Genomic DNA, 25042 nt, shown 5'->3' on the forward strand with positions numbered 1-25042 from the left:
AGTAAGGCGAAAGCGTCGGGGGAACGTCCCCTCCGCAGGCCGGAGCCTTTCGCCTGACGCAATGTAACAGCACATTGCGGGATGTGTGGGGCGCTTAAGGTTTGGCTTCGGTTTTCAGCAGTGGCGGCGCAGGAGCGTTCAGCTCGGACGCGGTCAGGTTCAATTTTGAGAGGCGCAAAGGGCCCGCGCTGCGGCCGAGCGTGATCGGGAAGGTCCCAGCTAGCCAGTTCTCTCGCCAGTGCGTTGGCTCACGGCGGAGGAGCGCCGATGGAGTGGCTGGCAGGCACAAGGTGTCCCTGACTGGCAGGCGATCGAAACACGCTGCCAACACTGGGATCAGACAGCAAAGGAGGGGGGCATGCTCCCAATACAGACGCGGGGTGGGGGTCATGAATCGACCACATAGCGACCGCGCCACCGGCAGCGGTCTTAAGGTTTTCTTTGTATTCCCGGCCACCTGTCGCCATGGTTCTGATTTGCTGGGACCTGCACGGAAACCGTTGCACCGAAACGGTTCCTGTCCACCAAGCCCGCCACCGCCGCCTGCAGCTTGAGCAGCAAGGTGCCGTCGTCTATTGGAGCGAGCGGCTGGCCAACGTCTAGTCCGATTGCTAGGAGTGCATCGACCTGACTGCGCTTCCGGCGATGTCGTTGCCTGCACCCTCAAGACTGACCCTCACGGTGCTGGCACTAGGGGTCAGTGCTGCCGGCCTGAGCGGCTGTTTCAAAACAGCGGACCAGACGCCTGAACGGCTGGATCGGGTCGAACTCAGGCTCCAGCAGCTGGAGCAGCGGCTGGCTGCTCCCTCCCGCCCCAACCCTGCCGACCCCGCAGGTAAACCGCCTGCCGGCGTCGTCAAGTCGCTCACCTTCCGTATGGGTAGCCAGGACGACCGGCTCAGGATTTACTGGGCAGATGGATCCAGCTCGGACCTTCCCTGCACCAAGGAGCAAGGCACCTGGGTCTGCGGTTGATCTCCGGCGCCCCTGCCGCTCTTTTCCCCTGATGCGACTCTCCCCCGTTCTCCTGGGCGCCAGCCTGCTGCTGTCGGCCTCCGCCGTGATCGGCCAAACCACCGATCCCTACAACACCTTCCCCTTCACCCGCCAGCGGGCCACCAACCTGGCCCGCATGCAGGCCGAGAAACTCAATGGCGGGCTCAGCATTTACCGCCCTGACGCCTGCATGTACAACCGTGCCGCCGGCAACTGCTTGATCAAGGCCGATGCCGAGGGTTACACCTTCCGTTTTCTGGGAGGCCCTCCTGGCTGGCAGGTGCTCGGCCTGCCGCCGAACACCGAAACCGAGCTGAGGATTTCGGCCGATGGCCGCCAGGTTCTTGGCGTGGTCTACAACGGCGTTCCCCGGCCCACCCCCGCCCCCCAGGCAGCTCCGCTGAATCAGGCCAGCCCCGATGGTGGCCAGGCCCCTCGCTGAGCGCCTCACCCTTCAACGGGCACAAGCGAGATCCCGGGCCAGCTGCTGGAGGGCTTCCCCCCACGCCTGGCTGCGGGGCCACCGCTCCCGGGTGGTGAGGCTGAGGGCAATTCCCTTCTCGCCATACGCCGCTTCGTTGATGAACACCGGCCAGGCGCAATCTCCTGCTGCCATGGCAGCGCCGATCATGCCGGCCGCTTCCGCCTCGAACGGCACGGTGGCCCCATCGGCGCCTTGAAACAGGGGATCGCCGAGCTGCAAGGGCTGCCAATCGCGGTGCTGACGACTGGGATGCAGGCAGCAGGCCGGACGGCCATCCGGATGGCGCGGCAGATCGAGGCTGCAAAGGTGGCGGTGGACGGTGAGAGCCACCGGCAGCCGTAGCGACCCGGCGCGTGCCGCTGCCAGGGTGGCCAGCGCCGCCTCCACGGCCAGGGCCGTCTGGTGGCAGATGGTGGCGGTGATCACCCCCTGCGGCACCGGACCCACCTCGATCACCACACCGCAGGGCCAACGCTCCACCAGAAAGCCGCTCTGGGCGGGGTCGCCCTCGTGCAGGTAGATCGGCAGCCCCAGCTGCGCCTGAATGCCGGCGGCCAGGGCCAGGTCGGTGGGGCGGCGCCCGTAGAGCACCAGGGAGCTGCCCATCGCCGCCGTGGTGCTGTGCAGATCGAGAACCACCCCGCAGGGGGTGGCGCCTGTGGGCCCGAAATCGGCGAGCAGCTGGCGCGCCCGCAGCAGCTCCAGGGAGCTGCGCTCGGAATCCGCCAGAGCCTCCAGGCCAAAGGAACGATTGAGATCGTGATCGAGGTAGCGCACCCCTGCCGCCAGAGCCGCGGGATTGCCCACCGCCAGCTCCACCGCCAGCCCGGCGCGGTCGAGGTGGGCGGTGTGGCGGCCCCAGTGCTCCAGCAGCCAGGGGGCATTGCGTTCGTTGCCGTGGGTTCCGCCCACCACCAGCACCTTGTCTGCGGCCATTTGCGCCCGTCCCTGCGAACACCTGCGCCACAGGCTGGCAGGGGATCCCGGCCAGGCCAGAGTCGGAGCACTCGCCCGTAGTGGAAATGGCCGTTCCTCCGCCCGTGGTGGCCTGCGTTCGCGCGGCCTGGCGCTGGCAATGGCAACAGCTGATGGGTGGATTGGGCCCCGCTGACGCCGAGGGCAACTACTGCCGTCCCGCCGGGGCCTTCGCCGTGCTGCCGCCCCTGCCGGCCACAGCCGGCACCAGCGCGGGCCATGTGCTGATCGTGGGCCGCAGCTGCCCTTGGGCCCATCGCGCCTGGCTGGTATGGACCCTGCGCCAGCTGCAATCGACGATTGATCTGGTGGTTGTGGAACCGGACCCCGGCGCCGGCCGCTGGCAGTTCTCAACGCCCTTCGAGGGGGCCCAGGCTCTGGCCGACCTCTACAGCAGCTGCGGAGCTCCAGCGACCGCGCCGGCTTCGGTGCCGGTGCTCTACGACCGCGCCGAACGCCGCATCGTGGTGAATGAGAGCGCGCGGCTGATCGAACTGCTCAACCGCTGGCCGGCACCCGAGGGGGTGCCCGATCTGGAACCTGCCGATCAGAACGAGCGCCGCGATGCCTGGCGCCAGCGCCTGCAGGGAGACGTCAATGACGGCGTGTACCGCTGCGGCTTCGCCCGCAACCAGGCGGCTTACAACCGCGCTGAATCGGCCCTGTTCGAGGCCCTCGAGGCCGCCGAGGCGGAGCTGCAGGCCGCCGGGCCCTGGCTGTGCGGCACCGCCCCCAGCCTCGCCGACGTGGTGCTTTTCCCCACCTTGATTCGCCTGGAACTGGTCTATGCCCCCCTGTTCGGCTGCAGCCGCCGGCCGCTCTGGCAATTCCCCGCCCTATGGGGCTGGCGGAGCCGCTTCCATGCGATCGAAGGAGTCGCCAAGACCTGCTTCCCCATGGCGTGGCGGCAGGATTACTTCGGTGCTCTGTTTCCACTGCACCCCTCCGGCATCATTCCGGCCGGCCCCGACCTGACCACACTGGTGAAGGCTTCTCCCCTCGAGATGATGCGATGAACGCCCGATCGATCGATCCCAGCGCCAGCACCGATCCGGTGTTCGAGGGTGTCTACGGACTGTTCACGATCACGGCCGAGGACCGGCGTGAGGTGCTCGGCTATCGCCTCGCTCTGCTGACGCTCGCGATCGCGGAGCTGGCCCTGCTGTGGCAGTGGCAACGCTTCGGCGGGGTCTGGTCGTGGCCGTGGCTGGTCGTGATGGCGGCAGGGCTGGGGCTGGCGCTGCAGTGGATTCACATCTACCTGCGGCCTCTGCACCGGGCGCTGCAGCTGTTCTGGCTGCTGGGCTGCGCCGGTGGTGTGGGACTGGCGCTGCGGGTGGGCCCCGACGCCATGCTCGACTCGCTGGCGGCCGATCCCCGCTGGATCTGGGCGATCGGCCCCTTCTTCGCCGCCCAGGCCGGCATCGGCTTCAAGGAGTTCTTCTGCTTTCAGCGGCCGGAGGCGATCGGCGTCACCCTCGTGCTGCCCGTGGCCCTGCTGGGCCGGCTCAGCGGGCTGCTGGATCCCCGCCAGACGTTCGGGTTGCTGCTGCTCCAGGCGGCCCTGTTGCTGGTGCTGTGCCTGCGCAAATTCCCGATGGCGGCGCAGGCTGATGTGGGTGACAAAAGCGTGTTCGCCCATCTCGAGGCCCAGGCGCAGGGCGTCAGCCGATGAGCCTGATCAGCCTGGTGGGGGTCGCCAAGGACTTCGGCATCAAGACCCTCTTCCGCGACCTCACCCTGCACGTGGGCGAGCGCGATCGGCTCGGGCTGATCGGCCCTAACGGCGCCGGCAAATCGACCCTGCTCAAGGTGCTCGCCGGGGTGGAGCCGGCGGGGGAAGGGGAACGCCGCTGCTCGCCCCGCCTGAACGTGGTGCTGGTCGACCAGGACCCCACGCTCGACCCCCAGCGCACCGTGCTGGAGCAGGTGTTCGCCGGCAGTGGCGAGAAGACGGAGCTGCTGCGGCGCTTCACCGCGGTGAGTGAGGCGCTGGCCGGATCGTCCGGGGCCAGGCACGACGCCCTGCTGGCGGAGCTGGGCGATCTGCAGAGCCGCATGGACCACTGCCAGGCCTGGGATCTGGAGCAGCAGTGCCGCGAGGTGCTCGACCGGCTCGGCATCCGCGACACCCAGCGCAAGGTGGGGGAGCTCTCCGGTGGCTTCCGCAAGCGCCTGGCCCTGGCCTCCGCACTGGTGGCTGAGCCGGACGTGCTGCTGCTGGATGAACCCACCAACCACCTGGATGCCGACTGCATCGAATGGCTGCAGAACCACCTGGACCGCTTCCGCGGCGCTCTGGTGCTGGTCACCCACGACCGCTACGTGCTCGACCGGGTCACCCGCCGCATCGTGGAGGTGGACCGGGGCGAAGCCCGCACCTATGAGGGCAACTACGCCAGCTACCTGCAGATCAAGGCGGGTGAGGAGGCCGCCGAAGCAGCCAGTGCCGCCAAGTTCAAGGGAGTGCTGAGGCGCGAACTGGAATGGCTGCAACGCGGACCGCAGGCCCGCAGCACCAAGCAGAAGGCCCGCATCCAGCGGATCGAGGCGATGCGGGAGGCGCCGGTGCGCGCCGGCAAGGACCAGCTCAGCCTGGCCACCACCAGTCGGCGGCTGGGCAAGAGGGCGATCACGGCGGAGCATCTCAGCGTGTGGGCGCCGCAGGGCCCGGCCAGGGCAGAGGCGGCCACCACGCCCACCACCCCAAGCGGCACGCCGTTGCTGCGCGACTTCAGCTACGACTTCAGCCCGGAAGACCGGGTGGGCATCATCGGCCCGAACGGCTCCGGCAAGTCCACCCTGCTCGACCTGATCGCCGGGCGGCGCCAGGCCCAGCAGGGCCGCCTGGAGCTGGGCAGCACCGTGCAGCTGGCCTACTTCGACCAGCAGACCGACGATCTGTTCGCCGGCAAGGGCATGGAGCGCAAGGTGATCGATTTTGTGCAGGAGGCAGCCAGCCGTATCGATCTGGGCGGTGTGCAGGTGAGTGCGTCCCAGCTGCTGGAGCGCTTCCTGTTTCCCCCCGCCCAGCAGCACAGCCCGATCGGCAAGCTCTCCGGGGGCGAGCGGCGGCGGCTCTGCCTGTGCCGGCTGCTGATTCAGGCGCCCAACGTGCTGCTGCTCGACGAACCCACCAACGACCTGGACGTGCACACGCTCACGGTGCTGGAAGACTTCCTCGAGGATTTCCGCGGCTGCGTTGTGGTGGTGTCCCACGACCGCTACTTCCTCGATCGCACCGTGGACCGGCTGTTCTGCTTCGAGGGCGGGGTGCTGCGGCGCTTCGAGGGCAACTACAGCGCCTACCTGGCCCAGTCCGCCCAGGCCGCGGCCAAACCCTCACCGGCGCCCACTGCAGCGCGACCCACGCCTGAAGCGTCCGCCCCGCCGGCCAGGGGAACGGGCGAACGCACCGAGCGGCCCCGGCGCCGCAGCTACCGGGAAAGCCGCGAGCTGGCGGATCTGGAGCAGCAGTTGCCGGGCTGGGAGGAGCGCCGCAGCCGGCTCGAAGCAGAGCTGGCCGGCGGCGGGCAGGGCGACTACGCCCGGCTGGAGAGCCTCACCCAGGAACTGGCCGCCCTGGTGGAACGCATCCATGCCGGCGAGGAGCGGTGGCTGGAACTGAGTGATCTGCCGGCCTGAGACCAGGGCAAAACCACCCGCTGGCAGAGGGATCTACCCCATGCTGGCGGGGGGTTGATGAGCTGGAGCCCACACGGCCCGGCGAAGCTGGCGCACGACCCGTAGGGTGGACTGGAAAAATTCGGTTGCCGCAGGTCGGCCGTCTTATGACTTCCATCGACGAGCACATCCTCAAGGACCAGATCGAAATCGAAACCGCCAAGGCCACGGGCAACGAGGCCAAGGTTCGTCACCTTGAGGAAGAGCTCAAGTCTTTGCAGGAATACAAGACCCATCACCCCGAGGACAATCACGATCCCAATTCGCTCGAGGTCTACTGCGACCTGAACCCTGAAGCCCCTGAGTGCCGCGTCTACGACGACTGAGCCACCAGGGCCTGTTCGCTGCGGTCGAGTTCCTTCCAGACCGCTTCCAGCAATCGATCGAGCCCCTGACGCGTTGCCCCGGAGATGGCCAGCACCTCCCGGGGCCAACGCTCCTTCAACGCGTTTGAAGCCGCTGCCAGAGCATCTTCATCCAGCAGTTCCACTTTGTTAATGGCCAGCAGCCGGGGGCGATCGGCCAGCCCATGGCCGTAGGCCACCAGCTCCGCTTCCACCACTGCCAGGTCGTGGGCCACATCCGTGCTGGAGCCATCCACGAGGTGCACCAGCAGTCGGGTGCGCTCAATGTGGCGGAGAAAGTCGTGGCCCAGCCCCGCGCCCTGGGCGGCGCCGGCGATCAGACCGGGGATGTCGGCGAACACCGTGCCATCCCCACTGGGTTTGCGCACCACACCGAGATTCGGGATCAAGGTGGTGAAGGGGTAATCGGCGATCTTCGGCTTGGCGGCCGACAGCACACTGATGAGGGTGCTCTTGCCTGCATTCGGCAGCCCGATGATGCCCACCTCCGCCAGCAGCTTGAGTTCGAGCTGCAGTTGCCGCTCTTCCCCGTCCTTGCCTTCGGTGAACTTCTCGGGGGCCCGGTTGCGATTGCTCAGGTAGTGGGCGTTGCCCAGCCCGCCGCGGCCTCCGGCTGCCACCCGCAAGCGATCCCCTGGCTCGATCAGATCGCCGAGCAGGGCTTCGGTGTCAGGGTCGCGCACCTCGGTGCCGCAGGGCACCCGCACCACGAGATCCTCCCCGCCGGCGCCGGAGCAGCGGTTCGGGCCGCCGCGGCGGCCTTCCGGGGCGGCAAACAGCCGCTTGTATTTGAAATCCAGCAGGGTCTGCAGGTTGGCATCGGCCTGCAGCCATACGGCCCCACCATGGCCGCCATCACCGCCGGAAGGACCACCGGCCGGCACATATTTTTCCCGACGAAACGCGACGATGCCGTCGCCGCCCCGGCCGCCCTGGACCGCTATGCGGGCTTGATCGATGAACTGCAAGGAATCCCTTAACGAAGGCCGAACCTGAGGCCAACCCTAGGATCGGCCGGTCAGAGGCTCCGTCTTGGCAGAGGTTCGCTTCCAGCAGGTCAGCAAAACATTTCCACCACGGCGGGGCAGCGAGCCTGTGGAGGTGCTTCGCCAGCTCGACCTCGACGTGCCCGATGGTGAATTCCTGGTGCTGGTGGGTCCCTCCGGCTGCGGCAAGAGCACTCTGTTGCGCATCCTGGCGGGCCTGGAAACCCCCACCGATGGCGAAGTGCTGGTGGGCGGGAGGCCCGTGAGTGGCCTGCGCCCGGCCCAGCGGGACGTGGCGATGGTGTTTCAGAGCTACGCGCTCTACCCGCACCTGAGCGTGGCCGACAACATCGGCTTCGGGCTGCGGCGCAGCCGTCCCCGCAGCGTGGCCCAGCAGCTGCAGGACAGCCTGCATCGCTGCAGCCGCGGGCTGCCCGCCCCCCTGCGCCTGCCCTCGAAGCGGGAGCAGCGCATTGAGGCGCGCATCGCCGGGGTAGCCGAGGAGTTGGGCCTCACGCCCCTGCTCGACCGGCGTCCCAAGGAGTTGTCCGGCGGCCAGAAGCAGCGGGTGGCCCTGGGGCGGGCGATCGCCCGGGAGCCCGCCGTGTTCCTGATGGATGAGCCGCTCAGCAACCTCGACGCCAAGTTGCGCACGGGCACCCGCGCCCAGATCGTGGCGCTTCAGAAGCGGCTGGGCACCACCACGCTCTACGTGACACACGACCAGGTGGAGGCGATGACGATGGGGCATCGCATCGCCGTGCTCAACCAAGGCCGGCTGCAGCAGCTGGGCACGCCGATGGAGCTCTACACCTGGCCTTCGAATCTGTTCGTGGCCCAGTTCATCGGCAGCCCACCGATGAATCTGCTGCCGGTGCAGGCCGCAGGTGGCGATCAGATTCAGCTCGATGCCCGTCGCTTTCTGGTGGAAGGCCCGATGGCCGCCGCTCTGGCCTCCCATGCCGCCCGTGGAGTTTCCACCCCCCTTACAGGCGGGCTCCGGCCGGAGCATCTGAAGCTGGCACCGGCCACCAACCGGAATCTGCCGGGCGACGTCACCCATGTGGAGGCGCTCGGCAATGAACTGCTGGTCAGCGCCCGGCTTCTGGAGGGCGGCCATCTGGTGCAGCTGCGGGCCGACCCCTCCCAGCGGGTGGTGCCGGGGCAGCGGATCCACATCGACGTGGACCCCAGCGGCTGGCGGCTGTTCGATGCCGCCGGGGAGGCACTGGCACTGCCACCGACCACCACCGCCGGCCCCGAGCGCACGGGGCCGGAACCTCAACTGCCCGTGCTCGATCTCTGAGCCCAGCAGGGCGGAGGTGCATAAGGGGAAGACCACCTCGTTAACTGGTCAGCCATTTCAAGAGTGAAATGCCCCTGGGTCGTTCCCACCCTGCACACTCTCAGCCCCGGTCTGGCACTCACCATCACCGGTGTTGTAGTGATCTGAGGCTTCATGCCACCCAGACCACACTGCAGCCTGGGCCACCGTCACCCTGCTCCGCATCGCTCACCCGCTCCACGTAGGGCACGGTGTCCAGCCACTGGCGCAGACCTCGCTTCAGCTTGCCGCTGCCGATCCCGTGGATCACCCACACCGGCCCTTCCGCCGCGCGCAGCCGTTCCTCCACCGCCGCCTCCGCTTCATGCACCCGCAGGCCGCGCACATCCACGGTGTTGCGTTCGGTGCGCACCTGGGCACCGCCGCCGCCGCGGCCGGGCTGGCGGCGCACCTGCACAACGGGCGGCTCCGGTGGCGCCGGCTTTTCGCCACTGAGCGATTCCACCCCGTCGAGCGGCACCGTGAGACGCAGCACGCCGCAGCGCACCGTGAGCTCATGCCCGTCGGCGGCAATCTCCAGCACTTCCGCCGCCTTGCCGAGCGAGAGCACGCGAATCCGCTCCCCCAAAGAGGGCCGCCAGCCGCGGTGCTGGCGGCGTTCCGGCTTTGGCTGGTGTTCTTGCTGCAGGCGCTTGAGCCGTTGGCCCGCCTGGCGCGCCTCCTCCCCATCAGTGTCGCCCTGGCGCAGGCGACGGATGATGCGGCGCACTTCCCGCTGGCCATCGCGGATCGAGTGCTCCAGCTGGCGGCGCCGCTGCTCCTGCAGTTCCGCCGACTGCTCCTGTTGGTGCTGCCAACGCTGCAGCAGTTCCTCGTGAAGCAGTTCAGTGCGCACCAGCAGCACAGCCGCCTCTTCGGCAGCCTCCTGCTGGCGGCGCCGCTGATCCTCCAGGCCACAGATCACCTGGTTCAGCTCCCCTTCCCCCTTCGGCGCCAGCAGGGCGGTGGCGCCCTCGATCACGGCCGGCTCCAGGCCGAGGCGGCTGGCAATGGCCAGGGCGTTGCTGCGGCCCGGAATGCCCCACTGCAGTTGATAGGTGGGCGAGAGGGTTTCGACGTCAAAGCCCACCGAGGCATTCTCGAAGCGGGCATCCTCGTACTTGAGCGCCTTCAGCTCACCGAAGTGGGTGGTGGCGATGGTGAGGCGGGCGCGGGCGGCGAGATGGCGCAGCAGGGCGATCGCCAGGGAGGTGCCCTCGGTGGGGTCGGTGCCGGCACCCACCTCATCGAGCAGCACCAGGGAGGCGCCACCGTGCGTTCCCGGCGGCGGCAGCGCTTCGAGGATGCGCGCGATGCGGCGCACGTGGCCGCTGAAGGTCGAGAGGTTCTGCTGCAGCGACTGCTCATCGCCGATGTCGGCCAGGACAGTGCCGCACCAGGGCAGCCGCGGCGTACCGCGGCAAGGCAGGAACAAGCCGGCGCGTGCCATCAGGGCCGCCAACCCCACACTTTTGAGCGTGACTGTCTTGCCGCCGGTGTTCGGGCCGGTGATCGCCACCACCCGCAGGTCGCTGCCCACGGTGACCGTGACCGGCACCACCACCCTGCCGCCCTCGCGCCGCTCCTGCCAGAGCAGCAGCGGATGGCAGAGATCCACGAGCTGGAAGGGGGCCTCGGCAGTGGCGGACAGCTCGGGGCGCACCCCGCCAAGGTCCTGGCCGTAGCGAGCGCGGGCCACGGCGCCATCGAGCTGCACCAGCACCGTCTGCAGGGTGTGGAGAGCGTCTGTGTCCGCCGCCACCAGGCTGCTGAGCTCCGCCAGCACCTGTTGCTCGAGCTCGCGCTCCTTTCCTTCAAGCTCCCGCAGCCGGTTGCCCAGGGTGATCACCGCCTGGGGCTCGATGAACACGGTGCTGCCGGAGGCCGAACTGTCGTGCACCAGGCCGCTGAGCTGGGAGGCCGCCCCCGCCTTCACCGCCAGCACTGGCCGGCCGTTGCGTTCGGCGATCACGTTGTCCTGCAGCAGGGGCGCGCAACGCCGAATCAGCTCCTGGAGCCGCTCACGCCGCTGCTGGCGCAGAGCCGAGAGCTGCAGCCGCAGCGCGGCCAGCGCCGGGCTGGCGCGGTCGGCCACACGCCCGCCTTCCTCGATACAGAAGCGCAGACGCTGCTCCAGCTCCGGCAGGGTGCGCAGGTTCTGCACCAGGCCGCTGGTGACGGGCCGCAGGTCCTCGTCCTCGATCTGGCGGCGCAGGCGGCGGCCGGCCGCCAGGGTGGTAGCCACCTCCAGCAGGGGCTCACCGGAGGCGGTTCCCCCCTTGCTGCAGTGCTGGAGGGTGCCACCGAGATCGGCGACGCCCTGAAAGCTCAGCCCCCCCTCCAGCACGCCATCGAGGCCCAGCAACTCCGTGGTTTCACAGAGCAGGCGCTCGCTCTCGGCGCAGCTGGCGGCGGGCACCAGGGAGCGGCAGTGGCGGGCACCGGCGCGCGTGCTGGCGAAGCTGGCCAGGTGCTCCGCCAGGCGAGGCCACTCCAGCAGGTCAAGGGCTTCCGCCTCGATCGGGTTCAAGCCAGCCCCTGCACCTGTCCGGCTAGGGCAGCGGCTCTGGTGGCTCCGGCGCCGGCCATGGCGGCTGAGGAGCCATCAGGCAGAGCCGCAGCGATCGGCTCCTCGCCCTGGTTGGAGGGGATGCCTTCGGGAGGCTCGTAGAGCATCTCCAGCCAGTTTCCTTCCGAATCCTGGAGGTAAAAGGAAGCGGTGCCGTCGCGGTGATCATGCAGCGGGCCCACCGGATGGCCAGCGGCGCGCAGCTCGCCGTGGACAACATCCACCTCGGCGCGCTCGCTGAAGTGAAAAGCGAAGTGGGGCCCGGCGGCGGTGTAGGCCGGGCTCAGCAGGGCCACCCCGTCACCGCCCTCGGGGGCCTGCAGATAGGACCAATCGTCGGCTTCCCAGGTGAGGCGCAGGCCGAGGGCCTGATAAAACGCCTTGGCGCGGGCCATGTCCTGCACCCGCAGGGCCACGTGGCCCAGTCTTCGCACCGGCATCGACAGTGTCCTGGTCTTGAGTCCATTCTGAGCCGCCGCAGGCCCCGCGGTGAGGCGGAGCTCAGCGCCGGTCGGCCAGCAGCAGCGACACCCGGCAGACGCAGCCGATCGAGAAGCAGATGGCAGCGCTGCCCAGCAAGCCCCAGCCGGAGGCCTGAAGATTGAAATCCTCAAGGGCGAGCAGGCGCAGGGCGAGCAGCACGAGCAACAGAGCCACCAGCCAGGGGGCCAGCACCCACACCATCAATGGGGAGGGGCGCCGCCGGGCCTGACCAGTGGGGCGACGTGCCGCCGGCTCGGAGGAGGTCACCGTTCGCTAAGCCATCGGGCCGCATCGCAGGCGTGGTAGGTGAGGATCAGATCGGCACCGGCGCGCTTGAAACAGAGCAGCGTTTCGAGCACCACGGCGCGCTCGTCGATCCAGCCGCGCTGGGCAGCCGCCTTCACCATGGCGTACTCGCCACTCACGTTGTAAGCCGCAATCGGCAGTTCAGATTCCTCGCGCAGGCGATGGATGATGTCGAGATAAGCCAGGCCCGGCTTGACCATCAGGATGTCGGCCCCTTCCTGCTCATCCAGCGAGGCTTCGGTGAGCGCCTCGCGGCCGTTGCTCGGATCCATCTGATACGTGGACTTGTCTTTGGGGATCGGCTTGTTCCCCACCGGACGCGGGGCGGAATCGAGTGCCTCCCGGAAGGGGCCGTAGTAAGCGGAGGCGTACTTAGCGGTGTAGCTGATGATGCCGATGTGCTCAAAGCCTTCTTCATCGAGCGCCTCCCGGATCGCTCCCACCCGGCCATCCATCATGTCGCTGGGGCCGAGCAGATCGGCGCCGGCGCGGGCCTGAGCCACCGCCTGACGGCACAGCTGGGCCACGGTTTCATCGTTCAGCACCACACCTTCGCTGTTGACGATGCCGTCATGGCCATCGCAGGAATAGGGATCAAGAGCGACGTCGGTCATGATCGCCATGGCCGGGTGTTCCTGTTTCAGGCGGCGAATGGCACGAGGAATCAGCCCGCCCTCGTTGAAGCATTCTGCGCCGTCTTCCGTTTTGAGGCCATCGGCCACCTTGGGGAAGAGCACCACGCAGCGGATGCCCAGATCCCAGGCCCGGCCCACTTCTTCCACGAGCCCTTCCAGGCTCCAGCGCTGGCAGCCGGGCATGGCCTCAATCGGCTCATTGCTGGCCCCTTCGTGCACGAACAGGGGGTAGATGAAATCGGCGGGGTCGAGGTGAAACTCGCGCACCATCGCTCGAAGAGCCGGGGTGCGGCGCAACCGGCGGGGTCGATAGGTGAGTTCCATACGGGCAGACCTGCTGGCCGGATCCTACGGATCAGCGCTCCCCGCCTCGGAGGCCCTCCTGTGGCAGGGGTTCAGAGAATGGCGGCTTTGCACCACTCCCGCCTTGGGTCGGTGCTGCGCGCATCGCGCAGCTGCTCGAGCAGCTTTCGCTCCTGCTGGCTGTAGGTGTCAGGCAGGGCAAGGGTGAGGGTGAGCAACAGATCGCCGCGGCCATCTTTCTGGGGCCAGCCCTTGCCCTTCAAGCGCAGGCTGCGCCCCAGGGGCACACCGGGGGGTACCTGAACGGTGGCATCGCCGTCAGGGGTGATCACCCGGATATCCCCGCCAAGGGCGAGCTCGTCGAGGCTGAGTGGCAGATCGGCCCGTAGCTGATCCCCCTCCAGCTTCCAGACTGGATGCTCCTGCAGGGTGAGGTTGAGGTAGAGGTCGCCTCGCCGGCCGGTGCCGGGCTGGAGGTTGCCTTTGCCCTTGAGGCGCAGGCGGCTGCCGTTCTTCACCCCAGCGGGCACGCGCACCTGAACCCGCTCTTCGTTGACGGCCAGGGTGCGCTCGCAGCCGCGAAAGGCATCGGCAAAGGTGATGGTGATCGTGGCTTCCGCATCCAGCTGGGCGCCGCTAGCGCGGCCGGTGCCTGGAGTGAAGCCACCGCCGAACCCGGCCGGAAAGCCTCCCGAGAAGCCGAACCCGCCCGGTGCACCCGCGAAGCCACCGGGGCCGGCGGCCCCGCCGAAGCGACCGAGCAGGTCGTTGATGAAGTCGTCGAAGTTGCCGTAGCGGCTGAAATCCACATCGACACCCGGTGCGCCGCCACCGCCCATCTGGCTCCAGTACTGGCCGAACTGTTCATACTTGCGGCGCTTGTCAGGATCGGAGAGCACCTCATAGGCCTCACTGATCTCCTTGAAGCGTGCTTCTGCCGCCGCGTCGCCGGGGTTCACATCCGGATGGTGCTGACGGGCCAGCTTGCGGAAGGAACGCTTGATGGCGTCCGCGTCGGCTCCCCGTTCAAGGCCCAGCACTTTGTAGTAGTCGCGATAGCCGTTGGCGCTCATCGAGGCAGGCTCATCGGCACGTCAGCAAGAACGTTCAGCCTCTCCAGTTTCCCAGCCGGAGCGTCGTGGTGGAAGGCCGGCGGAGGGCGGAAGCCCGAACGCCGCCGTTGGGGCTCTGCCTACGCTGCAGGTCGTGATTGGCGCTGCCGATGCCTTTGCTCGCCGTGGTTCTCGCCCTCAGTGCCCTTGGTGCCCAGCCAGGCCCGGCAGCGCTGGCAGCTGCGCCCGCTGTGGCCTCCGGCTCCAGGCCAGCAACCTCCAGCACCGGCACGCTCGGTGATGCCCTCAAGCCCTCCAACGCCGAACAACTGGCACTGGTCGACTTTCTGATCCAGCAGGGGGCGGTGTTCTATGGCGCCTGGTGGTGCCCCTACTGCTTCGAGCAGAAGAACCTGTTCGGCACCGAGGCGGGCCGCCGCCTCCCCTACGTGGAATGCGACAAGGACGACGCGGGGCGGCTGCGCTGCAGCAGCGCCGGCGTGCGGGCCTACCCCACCTGGACCCTCAAAGGGGAGCGGCGGGAAGGCCTGCAGACCCTTGAGCAGCTCAAGGCCTGGAGCGGCTTCCGCAGCCCTACAGCCGAGCCAGCCCGTTGACGGTGAGCAGAGCGGCGAACACAAAGCAGAGCGTGGCACTCACCTGGCGCTGATGGCTGTTCAGCCAGCGCCCGAGCCGCTCCAGCAGCTGCTCACCGCGGCGGCCACTGGCCAGCACCAGACACGGCGGCAACAGGGCAGGCAGGAGGGTGAAGCCCACCAGAAATGCCGACAGGCCGGCGCGCTCAGCGGCGTCGAGCGAGGCGCGGGCAAGATCCTGCACCGCCGGAAGAAACAGCGCCAGAGAACTGAGGTTGGCCGCCATCGCCCCCAGACCGAGCCGAAACGCCGACCACGGCGCGGCGGCCCTTGCAGGTGTCGGGGGTGGTGGGGCAACCGCGAGACCAGGCTGTGCACGCAGCAGATTGGCCGCGCCCAGCGACACCAGCAACGCCGCCACGGCCAGATGCAGGGTCGCCGCCACCGGATCCGGCCCCGTAGGGCGGGGCGGCAGCAGATCGCCAACGGCCAGGCCGAGCCCCAGCCACACCAGGGTGATCACGGCAGCGCCCAGCAGGAACGCCCAGGCCCGCGCCAGCCCCAGAGCAGGTGCCAGCAACTGGCGCACCTGCAGCACCAGCACCAGCGGACTCATCGCCGCACCCACTGCCAGTGGCAGCACCGCCGCCAGCACGGCTGCTGCAGAGAGGGTTGTTGACGCAGCGGCCGCCATCGCGCTCAGGTCGCCTGACCGGCCGGTGGCTGGGGCGGGGCGGCCGGTGGGGCGGCCGGCGGCAGCAGCAGGCTGTTGAGGCCGATCAGCAGAAACGACAGCGCACCGACCCCGGCCAGAATTCGCAGCGGCAGCGGCATGCCCGTCCGCTCTGGCATTGCGTCATCGCCCGCCAGCGGAGCACGGGCAGCAACGGCGGCCAGGACGGCCGCCTTGGCGGAGTCGGCGGTGACGCTGCCGCCTGCGACGAGATCCTGCACCAGCGGATGGAAACGGGGCTCGAACCAACGGCGGAACACCCCGTAGCTGCGGTCCTGGGGCCAGAGGTGCTGCACGGGGCACCACACCGCCAGTTCCGTTTCAAAGATCACAGCGTGGGCGCGGCGCAGCAAGCCTTCCGCCTCCGCATCGGTGGCATAGGGGGGGAGCAGATACAGCCCGGCTTCACGCGCGGCTGCTCCCGGCAGCTCCAGGCCGAGCCCTACGGCCCAGTCGAGCAGGGGCTGGCGCGGCACGACGCTCACAGCGCAGCGGTTCAAGGCAGGCATGGCCCTCCCCGGGGCGGCGGGTCCCAGCGTGCCACCACCGGTCGGCCCCGGCTGCTGCCGCCAGCGCCCTGCCGCGCCATGCTCAGTCCACACCCTTGCTCCGCCATGGGACTCCTCACGCTGTTGATCGCCGCTCTGCTGATGGGCGGCCTGTGGTGGACACGCATGGGCGCCCCCGCTCCACCCACAGGTGCCGCTCCGACCGGCCCTGCGGCGATGGACGGCAGCCTGCGCCGCGCCCAGGAAGCGGCACGCCAGCAAACCCAGCTGGAGACGCAACGGGAAGACGCCATCATGAAACCACTGCAGCCCTGAGGACCGGGGCTGCGACATCCGCCTTCTGCAGCCATCGCGGTTCAGCGGCCTACAGCCGCCGCGCCAGCCAGCAGCGGCTCCGCCATCACCGGCCATGGATCCATGGCCACGGTGCGGCCGTCCCGTTGGCGCCGCAGCTCGAAGTGCAGGTGGGGCGTGGTTGCTCTGCCTGTCTGGCCTACCCGGCCGATGCGTTCACCGCTGCTCACACCCTGCCCGGGCACCACGGCCACATCCAAAAGATGCGCATAAAGCGTGAGCCAGCCATCGCCGTGATCGATCACCACCGTGAGGCCGTACCCGCTCACGTCATCCACCAGCCTGGTGGTGCCGGGCAGGGCCGCCAGCACGGCCGATTCAGCGGGCACGATCAGGTCCACACCGGCATGCATCCGCCAGCGACCACGCGACTCGGAGTAACGCCAGCCGTAAGGGTCCAGCTCGGTGGCCGGCACGGCCAGGGGATAGGCCAGCACGGGGCTGTTCCCCAGCGGCAGCAGCAAGGGTGGCAGTGGCGGTGGCAGCGCGCCGCTGACCAACGGCAGCGGCTCCGGATTGGGCTGCAGCAAGGCCTGCAACTGCTCCGGCAAGGCCTCGTTGGCGCCCAGATCCGCCACCGGCGTTTCAGCGGGCACCTCGAGCGGCCTGGGCGGCAGACCGCTCTCGTAGGCGGCCACAACGCCGCAGGTTGCCCAGGTAAGGCAACACAGGGCCAACAGCAGAACCAACATCTTGTCCCGACCGCCCGTGCCACACGCCCCAACGCGCCACGCACCAGAACGCTTCGCGCGCCGCCTGCGCCTCACGCTCGTTTCAGCCGGCACCTCCATGACTGCTCTGCGCCTACGGCCGGCTCAACATATCGGCGCTCTTCGCTTTGCCAAGAGGCATCGACCGGTGGCGAGAGTGGAAGACAGAAGCCCGGGAAGGGTCAAACCAAGCAAGTCCAACACTATTACGAATGGAGGAAGATTACCGATGCAGGGAGACGATCAGAGGAGGGAGTGATCACGAGAAGATAGAACAAGATGCTGCCAGACAGCCAAGAGCACTGTTCTTGACATTGCCAGGTTGTGATGAACATTTTGTCCACATCGCTCACAACCCTCACGAAGCACCATCGCAACAGTTCTGACCACCTTGAACAGCCTGAGCATGAGCCTGGAAGCCAGGTCAGTCGTCTCGAACGTCAGCGCGGCAATCCCCGATGCCGGTGTTGATTGTGCCACCAACTGTGATCGTGCTGCTGGCGGTGATGCTGTCTTTACCAGCCCGGGCATTAACAGTCCGCTCTACTGGAATCTCCCAGCCGTGATCTGATTCGGCCCGGTCGGAGAGATACGCGAACAGACTTTGGCTGAAGGTTGTCATGGCTTTGTTTGTATGCGCACATACTGTGTCAGCAGACTCCGCCTTGCTGTCGACAGCGGTGTTGCTGCAACACAACAACCTCCATTTCTGCACCGTTGAGCCATCTAGCCGCTTGGATGCCCCTTCATCCATTCGGAGCTGAGGATGCGGCTGGAGATCAGCAGTGCGATGGAGAACCATGCTGCGTACCTGGGGCACTGGACCGAGCTGCTCAAGGCAAATCCGCAGGTGCTCTTCCAGGTGCAAGGTGAAGCCATGCGGGCGGTGGAGCTGATCGCGCCAGGAGCCGGCGGTTCCTTAACACTCGATCATTGAGGAGTTGGACGCCAGGATGTGTCGGGCAAGACCATGATGTGCCGTGAGAGCGAACAGGATTTACGTCGGAATCCTCTCCACAGGCCGAGAGAGGATATACTGATCATTCTCAACTATAGTGAACTGATTCACTTTGGGCTGCTCGCAAAGGGGCTGCCAGGTCGAGTTCACCTAGCCCTATGAACACTGCCAAGCAAGTCATGAAGCTCTTTGCTGTTGCTATGGCCAAGCAGTCAAACTACTACGACGACAAGAAGACTGACTCTGAGCATGATCAGAATCAGTTGGACTGGTTTAGGGAGCAAGCGCAGAACGGGACACTTCTCCTCCATGGCCATTCTATCCTCATGATGGCACAGGGCTTTGGATCATACAGGCAGAAACTCTTGAAGCTGCCAGATTGATTGCTGTATCTAGCCCTAGAGCAAAGGATGAAATACTGTCTGATCAAGCGCGAGTTGTGGAGTGGGAGGCGCATTTTGGAGTCAGCCGCTTCCAGCAAGCTATTCTCATGCTTCCCAATACGCACCTATGGCGACTGCCTCAGGCTTGAGTGATGGGCTCGAGGATGTGCGGGTTTCTGGAGGCTCAGAATGAATCGACTCCTGCATGCCGTTGGCGCCATCGTCGTAGTGCCATACGTTGCGCTGGCACTATTCTTTCTTTCCATCGGTGAGGTTGCACGGGCAAGAGGCCTTGGTGGCCTTCTTGAGATCGCCTGGAATAGCCTTGACTGGTTCGCCTGGGGTATCTACTTAGCTCCTACGTTTTGGGTTTGCCTGGTCGCAACAGGTTTTGTTCCAAGCCTGCAAAGAGCAAGTTCACTTTGCTTGTGCCTTCTTGCTGGTGCCAGCTTCCTTGTGGTCGTCACGTTGTCCTCGAATCAACTTGGCATTGGCGAGTTCATCTTCCTGCTTCCATGCATCGGCGTTGCCGCGACCAGCGCTTGGGTATTCGCTCGGATTCGTCGCAAGACGCCGTAGTCATTTTGCTATGCAGACTGCTCAGCAGAGCTCAAGAGTGACTGCGTACTTGAACAAAGGTGCAAAGCCTAATGGGTTTACAGTCTGCATGACCCACGGAGTTCACATCCAAACTGATCCTGGTTTAATCCTACGTGATGTTCAAGGCCTGCTGGGCTTCGATTGCATTGGCTGCAGGGCGTAGCCCACTGATGGTTCTTGGCCATCCGGCTCAAGGAGAACGTCAACCCCCGCCCCGATGTCCACCGCCACCCTGAGGTGGTCTGGTTTTTCTGGACAGGCCCGATCGTCAACCTGTGAGGATGGGAACGGCCCCTGAAAGGGGCTGCCACCGTTGGCGGAGCCTTCTCCAAAGGTTTCAAAAGGAGTTAAGCAAGCGCCGCAGCCACGGGCCCGAGTTCACCAGGTTCACAATTGAGGCGATCAGTGCGCGTAAGACGCTCCAGGAGAACGCCGCCGACCCGGTGATCCACCAGGGGTTCCGCCGGTTCTCAGGGCAAGTCGGTATGGACCGGCACTTTTTGCGTCTCCTTGTGTTGCGGAAACGCAGCCAATGCCTTCAGCGATTGCTGAGCCGAGCAAAATCAATGAGCTCGTGGACTAGGAGGAATCGCATGGCCTGGAGCAATTCGGGTGCCGTGGTGACCTTGGAGCCTGGGGCTACGGTTTACTGGACATACGTGTTCCGCGGTGGAGCCGACAAAGGCGTGCAGATTGCGGGCGCTCATACCGGCTCGTTTGCTAGTCCCGGCGCATTAGGAACGGCTATTGCCTTCGACCAAGGGAAGATCGTCGATGGAATCAACCAGGTGACTTATGTGGTAAGTATCAGGAACGCTTCAGCGACCTCGGAGTTGAGGCACAACCTCGAAGGTGGAGGTGTCACATGAAGATGACCGTTGTCACAGACAAGCAGGGCAGGTTGCTTGCGAGCATGTTTGGGTATGCATCAGAGTACGCCTCCGAGCCTCATCAGGCCTCGAAGGATGATGACGACCGGAGGCCCATGGCGACACTGGTGTGTGGGCCTGATCAGGTATTCCACGAGATCGAAGTACCAGCAAAATACGAGAAGCTCGCGCCAGTCGATCTGCACGCTGCACTACGGCAGCAACTGGACCAGGGCGGCAAGCAGCAGTGAGCGCACAGCGGCGCGGCGAGCAATGGCGCGATCCTTCCCTGGGCAGATAACTCCCTCGGGATGTTCACATTGAGTAAGCCCCCCTTGGCGCGCTACCTGCCCGTGCCGGAAATGGAGCCAAACCCATCGCCGCCACTGCGTGGTGGAGGATCGTCATCCCGTCCGTCGATCCGCCCCAGGGTTCCAGGGTTCCCCGCTTCGCCACGAATCTCATCTGCGCCAAGCATGTGCAAGCGCCCATACATGAACCTCTACAAGTCCAAGCAGCGAGCGTCAATATCCGGCAAAAGCAATGCCCCATGGCTGGTGTGAAAAAGCCGCTTTTCGCCATTGCCACGCTCACTCAGGCGGTGGCTAGGGCCAAGGCCAGCTCGGCGGAGCTGCTGAAGGTGGCGCGGAACCTACCACTGGCTGATGGGGTTGGGTTGGGATCCATGGCGGATGCCAGGGGTGAAGGGGCTGGGACATGGGGGCATGGTTTCCATCCTCGGGAGGTGGATACTTCTCCGCGCATAAGCACCTGTTGAATTCCTCCCTACATCCCCTTTCCTGTTCTTGCTTATTGAAGTCCCCATGTCCCCACAGAGAGGAGAAACCATTGCAGTGCAAAGGATTTGGACTGGGGACATCCCTGGGGTCATCGCCACAGAAACTACCTTCCAGCGGTGAGCACCGCCTGGGCGGAGTCGATCTGCTGCGTCATGCCGGGTCCGGCGTGGAAGCTGATGCCCCCAGTTCTGGGCGGCGCAGCCATAGCTCTTGTCCATCCGGGTGCCATCGGGCAGCCAGTAACGGGTCAGCCCTGCAGTCCGTCGCCAGCCGAGCGCCGTCAAGGCGTTGGCTGCCTTGTGCCGCAGTCCCTGATCCTTCAGCTGATCGCTGTAGCCCACTGCCTTAAGGATCTGGACGCTCGGCGCTTCGATCACCTCGGGATGGTCGTCTGCCCACCCTGCGATCGCCTCGCGCAACGGGTCCTCAGCGGCGAAGGCAGTGGCATGGGCGCTACCAGATCGCCTTCCTCCGGCGTGTACAACCACCGCTCACCACGGCGATATGCGGCCACCGCACTTCCTCAGATCCTGTCCCGGTTCGCCCTGACCAATGGCAGGGCCACGCTCTGAATGTGGATCACCGGAAGGCGACGGTTTCCCGTTGGGTCTTTCATGAAGTCCCGGCGGTTCGTTGTACCCACCAGGCCACATGATCGCTTCAGGTGCTCAACGCCTCGACCATATGGTCGCCGGCAATCAACCTGGCTGCAGGAGACGAACCGCTTAAGGGTTTCGCTCTCCCGCTTGCCAATGATGTTGTCGATCTCGCCCCACTCATGAATCCAGGCAGAGTGAAGCTGAATCCGATCCTCTCGGATGTCGCGCAGATCGCCGAGCGAATCAGAGAACCATTCACCGCCCAGGATCTTCCAGAACTCACTTTTCCCGATCCCTTGTGCTTCGGACGCCGACACCAGGCAGGTGTGGACCCAAAGGCGCACCTTCGCGAACAGCTCGCAAAGGACTGGCGCCAACGTTGCCGCTTGCCGTTTCAGCTGTCGCCGCGCTGCTGACCTGAAGTCCAGGTGGTCGACGTGGGGGCGCAGGATGTGGCTGTTACCAGCGAATCCACCAGTGAGGCTCACCACGGCCCAGCGGCCACCGTCGATGTTCAGCACCTTGCCGAGCAACATGCCGGCGGGTGAACTGAACCGCTCCCCCCAATAAGCGCTGATCGAGCTGTCAGTGCGGCGGCATTTGCCGTCAACGTCCCTGCCGCAGAGAGGACATGGGCTCTGCTTGCCGCTGGGAATCCACGGTCCGCTGCTGAAGGCGGTCATCGCCCCACCTCCAGATCCTGCAGTTGCCGCGCAGAAGCCGGCACTGAGAAACCGGGCGCACTTGCACCGCCCACTACTCAATCCTCAACGCGGGGAAAGGCTTCGACACGGGAGGGATCGACCCGCGAGAAGGAAGTGAAGGCCAACTCAGTTTCTGCCGGTTGCCATTGAAGCGGAGCTGCAGTTGTGATCCCCCCCCAAGCGAAAGTGCTTGCCTTGATTGAGCGGGCTGAAATTCTGACGACGAAGATGTAGCTGCGTTTTCGGATGGATTCCCAGACGCCGTGCCATACCGGAAGTGGTGAGCCACTTCGGGAGCTTAATTGGACGCATTGGCGACTGACGGCTATCTCAGTGCTGACAAAAGAGCACAAAAGAAGTTAGTGAATTACCACGGAATCAGAGACTCATAAGAAACGCGAATAGCCACACAAACGCAATCTCTACCTCTTCAATAAAGCGGACACAAATACAAATACGCAACGGAGACTAGCCAGGCAACCACCTAAATGAATGCTGCGTGAACTTGAAGGGCGGGCCAGGAAGCAAGTCGGCGCCGAAGCCAAGGACACTCACGGGAGAGCTTGAGCATTGGGCGATGGACGCACCATCTCAGCCAACGTTCACAGCCGGAAGGTCACGGAGATGGTCACAGGCTCGGAACTGAAGACGTGCGAATCCCGAAAACACTTGCTGTGCCAATGAAATGGGGGCCTTCCAGCCCCCGTGAGTCATTTGGGTGATAAGGCTGACTTACCCCATCTCCCTATAGGAGTCAGGCAGCCACAGGGGCGGTCTGACGGGAGAAACGAACGATGTTGTTCGCTGTTACGGGTTTGCTCTTACCGAGCAGGCTTCAGTCACCCTCCTCATACCCCGTCGAAACCATTGCAGCCCCTGGAGGCCCGCAGATGCGGGAATGGAGCTGAGCGGAATCGAACCGCTGTCCGAAGCACCGGTGTGAGCCACCTAGTCCGCCCGAGGACGGACCTTGTCATTGTGGCAGCAGTGAGGGCACAGGGCATGGGGGAAAGCCGGTGGGCATGACCGAACCTGTCGCTGCCGTGGCGGTGCTGCCCCAGGGCCTGGAGCAGCAGGGCGCTGAGGAACTGGCCCAGCTCGGTGCCAGCGATGTGCGGCCCTTGCGGCGGGCGGCCAGCTTTCGGATCGAGCCGGGGGGCTTCTATCGCGTGCTGCTGGAGGCTCGCCTGCCCTTTCGCCTGCTGCGGCGCCTGGCGGTCTTTCCCTGTGCGGGCGCCGATGCGCTCTACGACGGCATCCAACGGGCAGCCGACTGGGACCGCTGGCTGCCGCCGGACGCCAGCTTCCGCGTCGATGTGACCGGCTCGGCCCCGGGCCTCAACCACAGCCACTTCACGGCCCTGCAGGTGAAGAACGCTCTTGTGGATCTGCAGCGCCAGCGCCACGGCCGCCGCTCCGGCATCGACCTGGACCATCCCGATCTCAGCCTGCAACTGCACCTGGGCGGCGGCCAGGCGCAACTGAGCGTGGAAGCCGCCGGCAGCAGCCTGCACCGCCGCGGCTGGCGGGCGGCCATGGGCCTGGCGCCGCTCAAGGAGAACCTGGCCGCCGGCCTGATCGCCTGCACGGGCTGGGATGGCCGGGTGCCGCTGGCGGATCCGCTGTGCGGTTCCGGCACCCTGCTGATCGAGGCGGCCTGTCTGGCGCTGGCGCGGGCTCCGGGGCTGCTGGATGACGCCAACGGTCAGCCCCAGCCGCGCCGTTTCGCGATCGAGGGCTGGCCCGACTTCGACCCGGAGCTGTGGCGGCAGGCGGTGGCTGCTGCCGCCTGCCGCCGCCGCACCGGTCTGGCCGACGGCAGCCCGCTGGCGCCGATCGTGGGACGCGAGCAGGACGCGGACGTGCTGGAGCAGGCACGCCACAATGCCGCCGCGGCCGGTGTGGCCCCCTGGATCGACCTGCAGGCCGGTGATGTGCGGGACTTCCAGCCCCCGGAAACCCCCGGCGTGCTGGTCTGCAACCCTCCCTATGGCGAGCGCCTCGGCGCCGACGACGATCTGGAGGCGCTCTACAGCGATCTCGGCCGCCTGCTCAAGGAGCGCTGCTCCGGCTGGTCGTTGTGGCTTCTGAGCGGCAACGCCGCCCACACCGGCGCCCTGCGCATGAAGGCCAACCGGCGCGTTCCGGTGAGCAACGGCGGAATCGATTGCCGCTGGCTGAATTACACGATCCGCTGAACTCTTCCGCTGAACGCCTCCGCTGACCGCGACCGCCTGGCGCGTGCCTCAGCGGCCCAGAATCGCTCGCGTGGTCTTGGTCAGGCCAGCGGTGGTCTGGGGCAGGTAGGGCCCCTTGGTGAGCTGCCCGCCGATGCGCAGGAACAGCCCGGCCAGCACCAGATCGAGGGCCATCACGGCTAGCACCGACCGGATCCAGCCCCAGGCCAGCCCAAGCTGCAGCCAGAGCACCAGGGCCAGCTGGCTGGCCACCGTGGCCAGCATCACCATGCTGATGCCCGCACCGAGCAGCAGGCCGCCGCTGATCAGGCGGCGCTTCTCCTTGTCGGCCTCCTGCAGGGCGATGCGCACGTGCAGGTCCATCACAGAAGCCACCAGGGCGGTGATGCGTCCCGCTGCCATGCGGCCCACGCCGGCGCCGTCGTCGTTGCGGCGGTGGTTGTCGCCACTCATTCGGAGCGCCGCCCGGTGGAGAGCAGCAGGCCGACCACGACCCCGACGGCCGCCGCCACGCTCACGGCCAGCAGGGGGCGCTCTCGCACTGGCTTCTCAAGGCGGGGCCGCAGGCTGGTGTTCAGGTCGTCGAGCAGGTTCTCCAGCTGCTCCTCCAGGGGACCGATGCGATCGGCCAGCTGGCGGGTCTGATCGGAGGCGCCATGAAGCAGATCCAGCAGCTGGCCACGCACTCCGCTGACGGTGCGGCCGGTGTGCTCGGCGATCAGGGAGGCCACCTCGTCGAAGCTGCCGCGGGTGGCTTCTAGGGTTTCCCTTGCCACCTGGGGCCATTCCTGCTGGATGGTGGGTAGCAGGGCCTCGAACCGCTCGCGGAACCGTTCGGCGCTGAGCGTCGGGGTGTGCTGATCCATG

General features: G+C 66.3%; 29 protein-coding genes. 15 read left to right on the top strand and 14 right to left on the bottom strand.

Annotated features, from left to right (window positions below):
• Positions 1-465 precede the first annotated feature (465 nt).
• Genes KQ303_RS06965 through KQ303_RS06975 form a run of 3 tightly spaced genes read left to right on the top strand, consistent with a single transcriptional unit; the run spans position 466 to position 1438 of the window.
• Positions 466-603: a hypothetical protein gene (locus KQ303_RS06965; protein WP_259729742.1), complete on the top strand. Its 138-nt coding sequence runs from the start codon at positions 466-468 to the stop codon at positions 601-603.
• Between the two features lie 42 nt (positions 604-645).
• On the top strand, positions 646-975 hold the full coding sequence (locus KQ303_RS06970) for a hypothetical protein (RefSeq protein ID WP_259729743.1): 330 nt from the start codon (positions 646-648) through the stop codon (positions 973-975).
• 31 nt (positions 976-1006) lie between these two features.
• Positions 1007-1438, top strand: a complete 432-nt coding sequence (locus tag KQ303_RS06975) for a hypothetical protein (RefSeq protein ID WP_259729744.1) — start codon at positions 1007-1009, stop codon at positions 1436-1438.
• 12 nt (positions 1439-1450) lie between these two features.
• Here KQ303_RS06975 and KQ303_RS06980 read toward each other — a convergent pair whose 3' ends face one another.
• The gene (locus KQ303_RS06980; RefSeq protein WP_259729745.1) at positions 1451-2416 is read right to left on the bottom strand and encodes an aspartoacylase; all 966 of its coding nucleotides are present in this window, start codon (positions 2414-2416) and stop codon (positions 1451-1453) included.
• A gap of 86 nt (positions 2417-2502) precedes the next feature.
• On the opposite strand from KQ303_RS06980, the gene KQ303_RS06985 reads away from it, so the two are divergent.
• The 4 genes from KQ303_RS06985 to KQ303_RS07000 all read left to right on the top strand — a co-directional run bounded on the left by KQ303_RS06985 (position 2503) and on the right by KQ303_RS07000 (position 6465).
• Positions 2503-3471: a glutathione S-transferase C-terminal domain-containing protein gene (locus KQ303_RS06985; protein WP_259729746.1), complete on the top strand. Its 969-nt coding sequence runs from the start codon at positions 2503-2505 to the stop codon at positions 3469-3471.
• Positions 3468-4130 carry a DUF2301 domain-containing membrane protein gene (locus KQ303_RS06990; protein WP_259729747.1) on the top strand — a complete coding sequence of 221 codons (663 nt, stop codon included), beginning with the start codon at positions 3468-3470 and terminating at the stop codon, positions 4128-4130. The genes KQ303_RS06985 and KQ303_RS06990 overlap by 4 nt, the downstream gene beginning before the upstream one ends.
• On the top strand, positions 4127-6100 hold the full coding sequence (locus tag KQ303_RS06995; protein WP_259729748.1) for an ABC-F family ATP-binding cassette domain-containing protein: 1974 nt from the start codon (positions 4127-4129) through the stop codon (positions 6098-6100). The genes KQ303_RS06990 and KQ303_RS06995 overlap by 4 nt, the downstream gene beginning before the upstream one ends.
• Positions 6101-6246: 146 nt before the next feature.
• A complete protein-coding gene (locus tag KQ303_RS07000; protein ID WP_094512775.1) occupies positions 6247-6465 on the top strand; it encodes a Calvin cycle protein CP12 in 219 nt (72 codons plus the stop codon).
• On the opposite strand, the gene cgtA is transcribed toward KQ303_RS07000, so the two are convergent.
• Positions 6453-7472 (bottom strand): Obg family GTPase CgtA, encoded by a 1020-nt coding sequence (gene cgtA / locus KQ303_RS07005; RefSeq protein ID WP_259729749.1) that lies wholly within the window; start codon positions 7470-7472, stop codon positions 6453-6455. The genes KQ303_RS07000 and cgtA overlap by 13 nt on opposite strands.
• 64 nt (positions 7473-7536) lie before the next feature.
• Here cgtA and KQ303_RS07010 point away from each other — a divergent pair, with 64 nt between their 5' ends.
• Positions 7537-8796, top strand: a complete 1260-nt coding sequence (locus KQ303_RS07010) for an ABC transporter ATP-binding protein (protein ID WP_259729750.1) — start codon at positions 7537-7539, stop codon at positions 8794-8796.
• Between the two features lie 151 nt (positions 8797-8947).
• On the opposite strand, the gene KQ303_RS07015 is transcribed toward KQ303_RS07010, so the two are convergent.
• From KQ303_RS07015 to KQ303_RS07035, 5 genes are all read right to left on the bottom strand, one after another.
• Positions 8948-11344 (bottom strand): endonuclease MutS2, encoded by a 2397-nt coding sequence (locus tag KQ303_RS07015; protein WP_259729751.1) that lies wholly within the window; start codon positions 11342-11344, stop codon positions 8948-8950.
• The gene (locus tag KQ303_RS07020) at positions 11341-11823 is read right to left on the bottom strand and encodes a VOC family protein (protein ID WP_259729752.1); all 483 of its coding nucleotides are present in this window, start codon (positions 11821-11823) and stop codon (positions 11341-11343) included. The genes KQ303_RS07015 and KQ303_RS07020 overlap by 4 nt, the downstream gene beginning before the upstream one ends.
• 61 nt (positions 11824-11884) lie before the next feature.
• On the bottom strand, positions 11885-12133 hold the full coding sequence (locus KQ303_RS07025) for a hypothetical protein (RefSeq protein WP_259729753.1): 249 nt from the start codon (positions 12131-12133) through the stop codon (positions 11885-11887).
• Positions 12130-13131 (bottom strand): porphobilinogen synthase, encoded by a 1002-nt coding sequence (gene hemB, locus KQ303_RS07030; RefSeq protein WP_259729754.1) that lies wholly within the window; start codon positions 13129-13131, stop codon positions 12130-12132. Before hemB ends, KQ303_RS07025 begins: the two co-directional genes overlap by 4 nt.
• Before the next feature lie 71 nt (positions 13132-13202).
• The gene (locus KQ303_RS07035; protein ID WP_094512768.1) at positions 13203-14183 is read right to left on the bottom strand and encodes a DnaJ C-terminal domain-containing protein; all 981 of its coding nucleotides are present in this window, start codon (positions 14181-14183) and stop codon (positions 13203-13205) included.
• 149 nt (positions 14184-14332) lie between these two features.
• Between KQ303_RS07035 and KQ303_RS07040 the strand changes: the two genes are divergently transcribed.
• The gene (locus KQ303_RS07040; RefSeq protein WP_259729755.1) at positions 14333-14779 is read left to right on the top strand and encodes a hypothetical protein; all 447 of its coding nucleotides are present in this window, start codon (positions 14333-14335) and stop codon (positions 14777-14779) included.
• Here KQ303_RS07040 and KQ303_RS07045 read toward each other — a convergent pair.
• Together KQ303_RS07045 and KQ303_RS07050 are read right to left on the bottom strand one after the other, a co-directional pair.
• A complete protein-coding gene (locus KQ303_RS07045; RefSeq protein ID WP_259729756.1) occupies positions 14757-15452 on the bottom strand; it encodes a GAP family protein in 696 nt (231 codons plus the stop codon). The two genes, KQ303_RS07040 and KQ303_RS07045, sit on opposite strands and share 23 nt — an antisense overlap.
• A gap of 5 nt (positions 15453-15457) precedes the next feature.
• Complete coding sequence (locus KQ303_RS07050) at positions 15458-16000, bottom strand: hypothetical protein (RefSeq protein WP_259729757.1); 543 nt, start codon at positions 15998-16000, stop codon at positions 15458-15460.
• Positions 16001-16105: 105 nt separating this feature from the next.
• Here KQ303_RS07050 and KQ303_RS07055 point away from each other — a divergent pair, with 105 nt between their 5' ends.
• Positions 16106-16315 (top strand): hypothetical protein, encoded by a 210-nt coding sequence (locus KQ303_RS07055; protein WP_259729758.1) that lies wholly within the window; start codon positions 16106-16108, stop codon positions 16313-16315.
• 41 nt (positions 16316-16356) lie between these two features.
• Here KQ303_RS07055 and KQ303_RS07060 read toward each other — a convergent pair whose 3' ends face one another.
• Positions 16357-16992, bottom strand: a complete 636-nt coding sequence (locus KQ303_RS07060) for a M23 family metallopeptidase (RefSeq protein ID WP_259729759.1) — start codon at positions 16990-16992, stop codon at positions 16357-16359.
• A gap of 496 nt (positions 16993-17488) precedes the next feature.
• Positions 17489-17686, bottom strand: coding sequence for a hypothetical protein (locus KQ303_RS07065; protein WP_259729760.1), 198 nt, complete (start codon positions 17684-17686; stop codon positions 17489-17491).
• 144 nt (positions 17687-17830) lie between these two features.
• Between KQ303_RS07065 and KQ303_RS07070 the strand changes: the two genes are divergently transcribed.
• The 4 genes from KQ303_RS07070 (at position 17831) to KQ303_RS07085 (ending at position 20125) form a co-directional block, all read left to right on the top strand.
• Complete coding sequence (locus tag KQ303_RS07070; protein ID WP_259729761.1) at positions 17831-18001, top strand: hypothetical protein; 171 nt, start codon at positions 17831-17833, stop codon at positions 17999-18001.
• A 179-nt stretch (positions 18002-18180) separates the two neighbouring features.
• Positions 18181-18405, top strand: a complete 225-nt coding sequence (locus KQ303_RS07075; RefSeq protein ID WP_259729762.1) for a hypothetical protein — start codon at positions 18181-18183, stop codon at positions 18403-18405.
• Between the two features lie 189 nt (positions 18406-18594).
• Positions 18595-18984 carry a hypothetical protein gene (locus KQ303_RS07080; protein WP_259729763.1) on the top strand — a complete coding sequence of 130 codons (390 nt, stop codon included), beginning with the start codon at positions 18595-18597 and terminating at the stop codon, positions 18982-18984.
• An 886-nt stretch (positions 18985-19870) separates the two neighbouring features.
• Positions 19871-20125 (top strand): hypothetical protein, encoded by a 255-nt coding sequence (locus KQ303_RS07085; RefSeq protein ID WP_259729764.1) that lies wholly within the window; start codon positions 19871-19873, stop codon positions 20123-20125.
• A 1072-nt stretch (positions 20126-21197) separates the two neighbouring features.
• Here KQ303_RS07085 and KQ303_RS07090 read toward each other — a convergent pair.
• Positions 21198-21956 carry a virulence-associated E family protein gene (locus KQ303_RS07090; protein WP_259729765.1) on the bottom strand — a complete coding sequence of 253 codons (759 nt, stop codon included), beginning with the start codon at positions 21954-21956 and terminating at the stop codon, positions 21198-21200.
• A 1043-nt stretch (positions 21957-22999) separates the two neighbouring features.
• Between KQ303_RS07090 and KQ303_RS07100 the strand changes: the two genes are divergently transcribed.
• Positions 23000-24175 (top strand): class I SAM-dependent RNA methyltransferase, encoded by a 1176-nt coding sequence (locus tag KQ303_RS07100; protein WP_259729766.1) that lies wholly within the window; start codon positions 23000-23002, stop codon positions 24173-24175.
• 48 nt (positions 24176-24223) lie between these two features.
• On the opposite strand, the gene KQ303_RS07105 is transcribed toward KQ303_RS07100, so the two are convergent.
• Positions 24224-24628: a phage holin family protein gene (locus KQ303_RS07105; RefSeq protein ID WP_255101124.1), complete on the bottom strand. Its 405-nt coding sequence runs from the start codon at positions 24626-24628 to the stop codon at positions 24224-24226.
• Entirely contained in the window at positions 24625-25041 is a 417-nt protein-coding gene (locus KQ303_RS07110) for a glycine zipper domain-containing protein (RefSeq protein WP_259729767.1), read from the bottom strand. Before KQ303_RS07110 ends, KQ303_RS07105 begins: the two co-directional genes overlap by 4 nt.
• Position 25042: the final 1 nt, after the last annotated feature.

Origin of the sequence: Synechococcus sp. CS-1333, assembly GCF_025128015.1 — a bacterium.
In the GTDB taxonomy this organism is placed as follows: Bacteria; Cyanobacteriota; Cyanobacteriia; order PCC-6307; family Cyanobiaceae; genus MW101C3.

Bases quoted from the DNA above. Each gene is read 5' to 3' on its own strand.
- KQ303_RS07070 (WP_259729761.1), top strand. From the start codon at position 17,831: ATGCGGCTGGAGATCAGCAGTGCGATGGAGAACCATGCTGCGTACCTG.
- KQ303_RS07020 (WP_259729752.1), bottom strand. From the start codon at position 11,823: ATGCCGGTGCGAAGACTGGGCCACGTGGCCCTGCGGGTGCAGGACATG.
- KQ303_RS06985 (WP_259729746.1), top strand. From the start codon at position 2,503: ATGGCCGTTCCTCCGCCCGTGGTGGCCTGCGTTCGCGCGGCCTGGCGC.
- KQ303_RS07090 (WP_259729765.1), bottom strand. From the start codon at position 21,956: ATGACCGCCTTCAGCAGCGGACCGTGGATTCCCAGCGGCAAGCAGAGC.
- KQ303_RS07110 (WP_259729767.1), bottom strand. From the start codon at position 25,041: ATGGATCAGCACACCCCGACGCTCAGCGCCGAACGGTTCCGCGAGCGG.
- KQ303_RS06970 (WP_259729743.1), top strand. From the start codon at position 646: ATGTCGTTGCCTGCACCCTCAAGACTGACCCTCACGGTGCTGGCACTA.
- KQ303_RS07000 (WP_094512775.1), top strand. From the start codon at position 6,247: ATGACTTCCATCGACGAGCACATCCTCAAGGACCAGATCGAAATCGAA.
- KQ303_RS07085 (WP_259729764.1), top strand. From the start codon at position 19,871: ATGAAGATGACCGTTGTCACAGACAAGCAGGGCAGGTTGCTTGCGAGC.
- KQ303_RS07045 (WP_259729756.1), bottom strand. From the start codon at position 15,452: ATGGCGGCCGCTGCGTCAACAACCCTCTCTGCAGCAGCCGTGCTGGCG.
- KQ303_RS07035 (WP_094512768.1), bottom strand. From the start codon at position 14,183: ATGAGCGCCAACGGCTATCGCGACTACTACAAAGTGCTGGGCCTTGAA.
- KQ303_RS07065 (WP_259729760.1), bottom strand. From the start codon at position 17,686: ATGACAACCTTCAGCCAAAGTCTGTTCGCGTATCTCTCCGACCGGGCC.
- KQ303_RS06965 (WP_259729742.1), top strand. From the start codon at position 466: ATGGTTCTGATTTGCTGGGACCTGCACGGAAACCGTTGCACCGAAACG.
- KQ303_RS07050 (WP_259729757.1), bottom strand. From the start codon at position 16,000: ATGCCTGCCTTGAACCGCTGCGCTGTGAGCGTCGTGCCGCGCCAGCCC.
- KQ303_RS07105 (WP_255101124.1), bottom strand. From the start codon at position 24,628: ATGAGTGGCGACAACCACCGCCGCAACGACGACGGCGCCGGCGTGGGC.
- KQ303_RS06990 (WP_259729747.1), top strand. From the start codon at position 3,468: ATGAACGCCCGATCGATCGATCCCAGCGCCAGCACCGATCCGGTGTTC.
- KQ303_RS06975 (WP_259729744.1), top strand. From the start codon at position 1,007: ATGCGACTCTCCCCCGTTCTCCTGGGCGCCAGCCTGCTGCTGTCGGCC.
- KQ303_RS07080 (WP_259729763.1), top strand. From the start codon at position 18,595: ATGAATCGACTCCTGCATGCCGTTGGCGCCATCGTCGTAGTGCCATAC.
- KQ303_RS07055 (WP_259729758.1), top strand. From the start codon at position 16,106: ATGGGACTCCTCACGCTGTTGATCGCCGCTCTGCTGATGGGCGGCCTG.
- KQ303_RS07040 (WP_259729755.1), top strand. From the start codon at position 14,333: ATGCCTTTGCTCGCCGTGGTTCTCGCCCTCAGTGCCCTTGGTGCCCAG.
- KQ303_RS06995 (WP_259729748.1), top strand. From the start codon at position 4,127: ATGAGCCTGATCAGCCTGGTGGGGGTCGCCAAGGACTTCGGCATCAAG.
- KQ303_RS07100 (WP_259729766.1), top strand. From the start codon at position 23,000: ATGACCGAACCTGTCGCTGCCGTGGCGGTGCTGCCCCAGGGCCTGGAG.
- hemB (WP_259729754.1), bottom strand. From the start codon at position 13,131: ATGGAACTCACCTATCGACCCCGCCGGTTGCGCCGCACCCCGGCTCTT.
- KQ303_RS06980 (WP_259729745.1), bottom strand. From the start codon at position 2,416: ATGGCCGCAGACAAGGTGCTGGTGGTGGGCGGAACCCACGGCAACGAA.
- KQ303_RS07075 (WP_259729762.1), top strand. From the start codon at position 18,181: ATGAACACTGCCAAGCAAGTCATGAAGCTCTTTGCTGTTGCTATGGCC.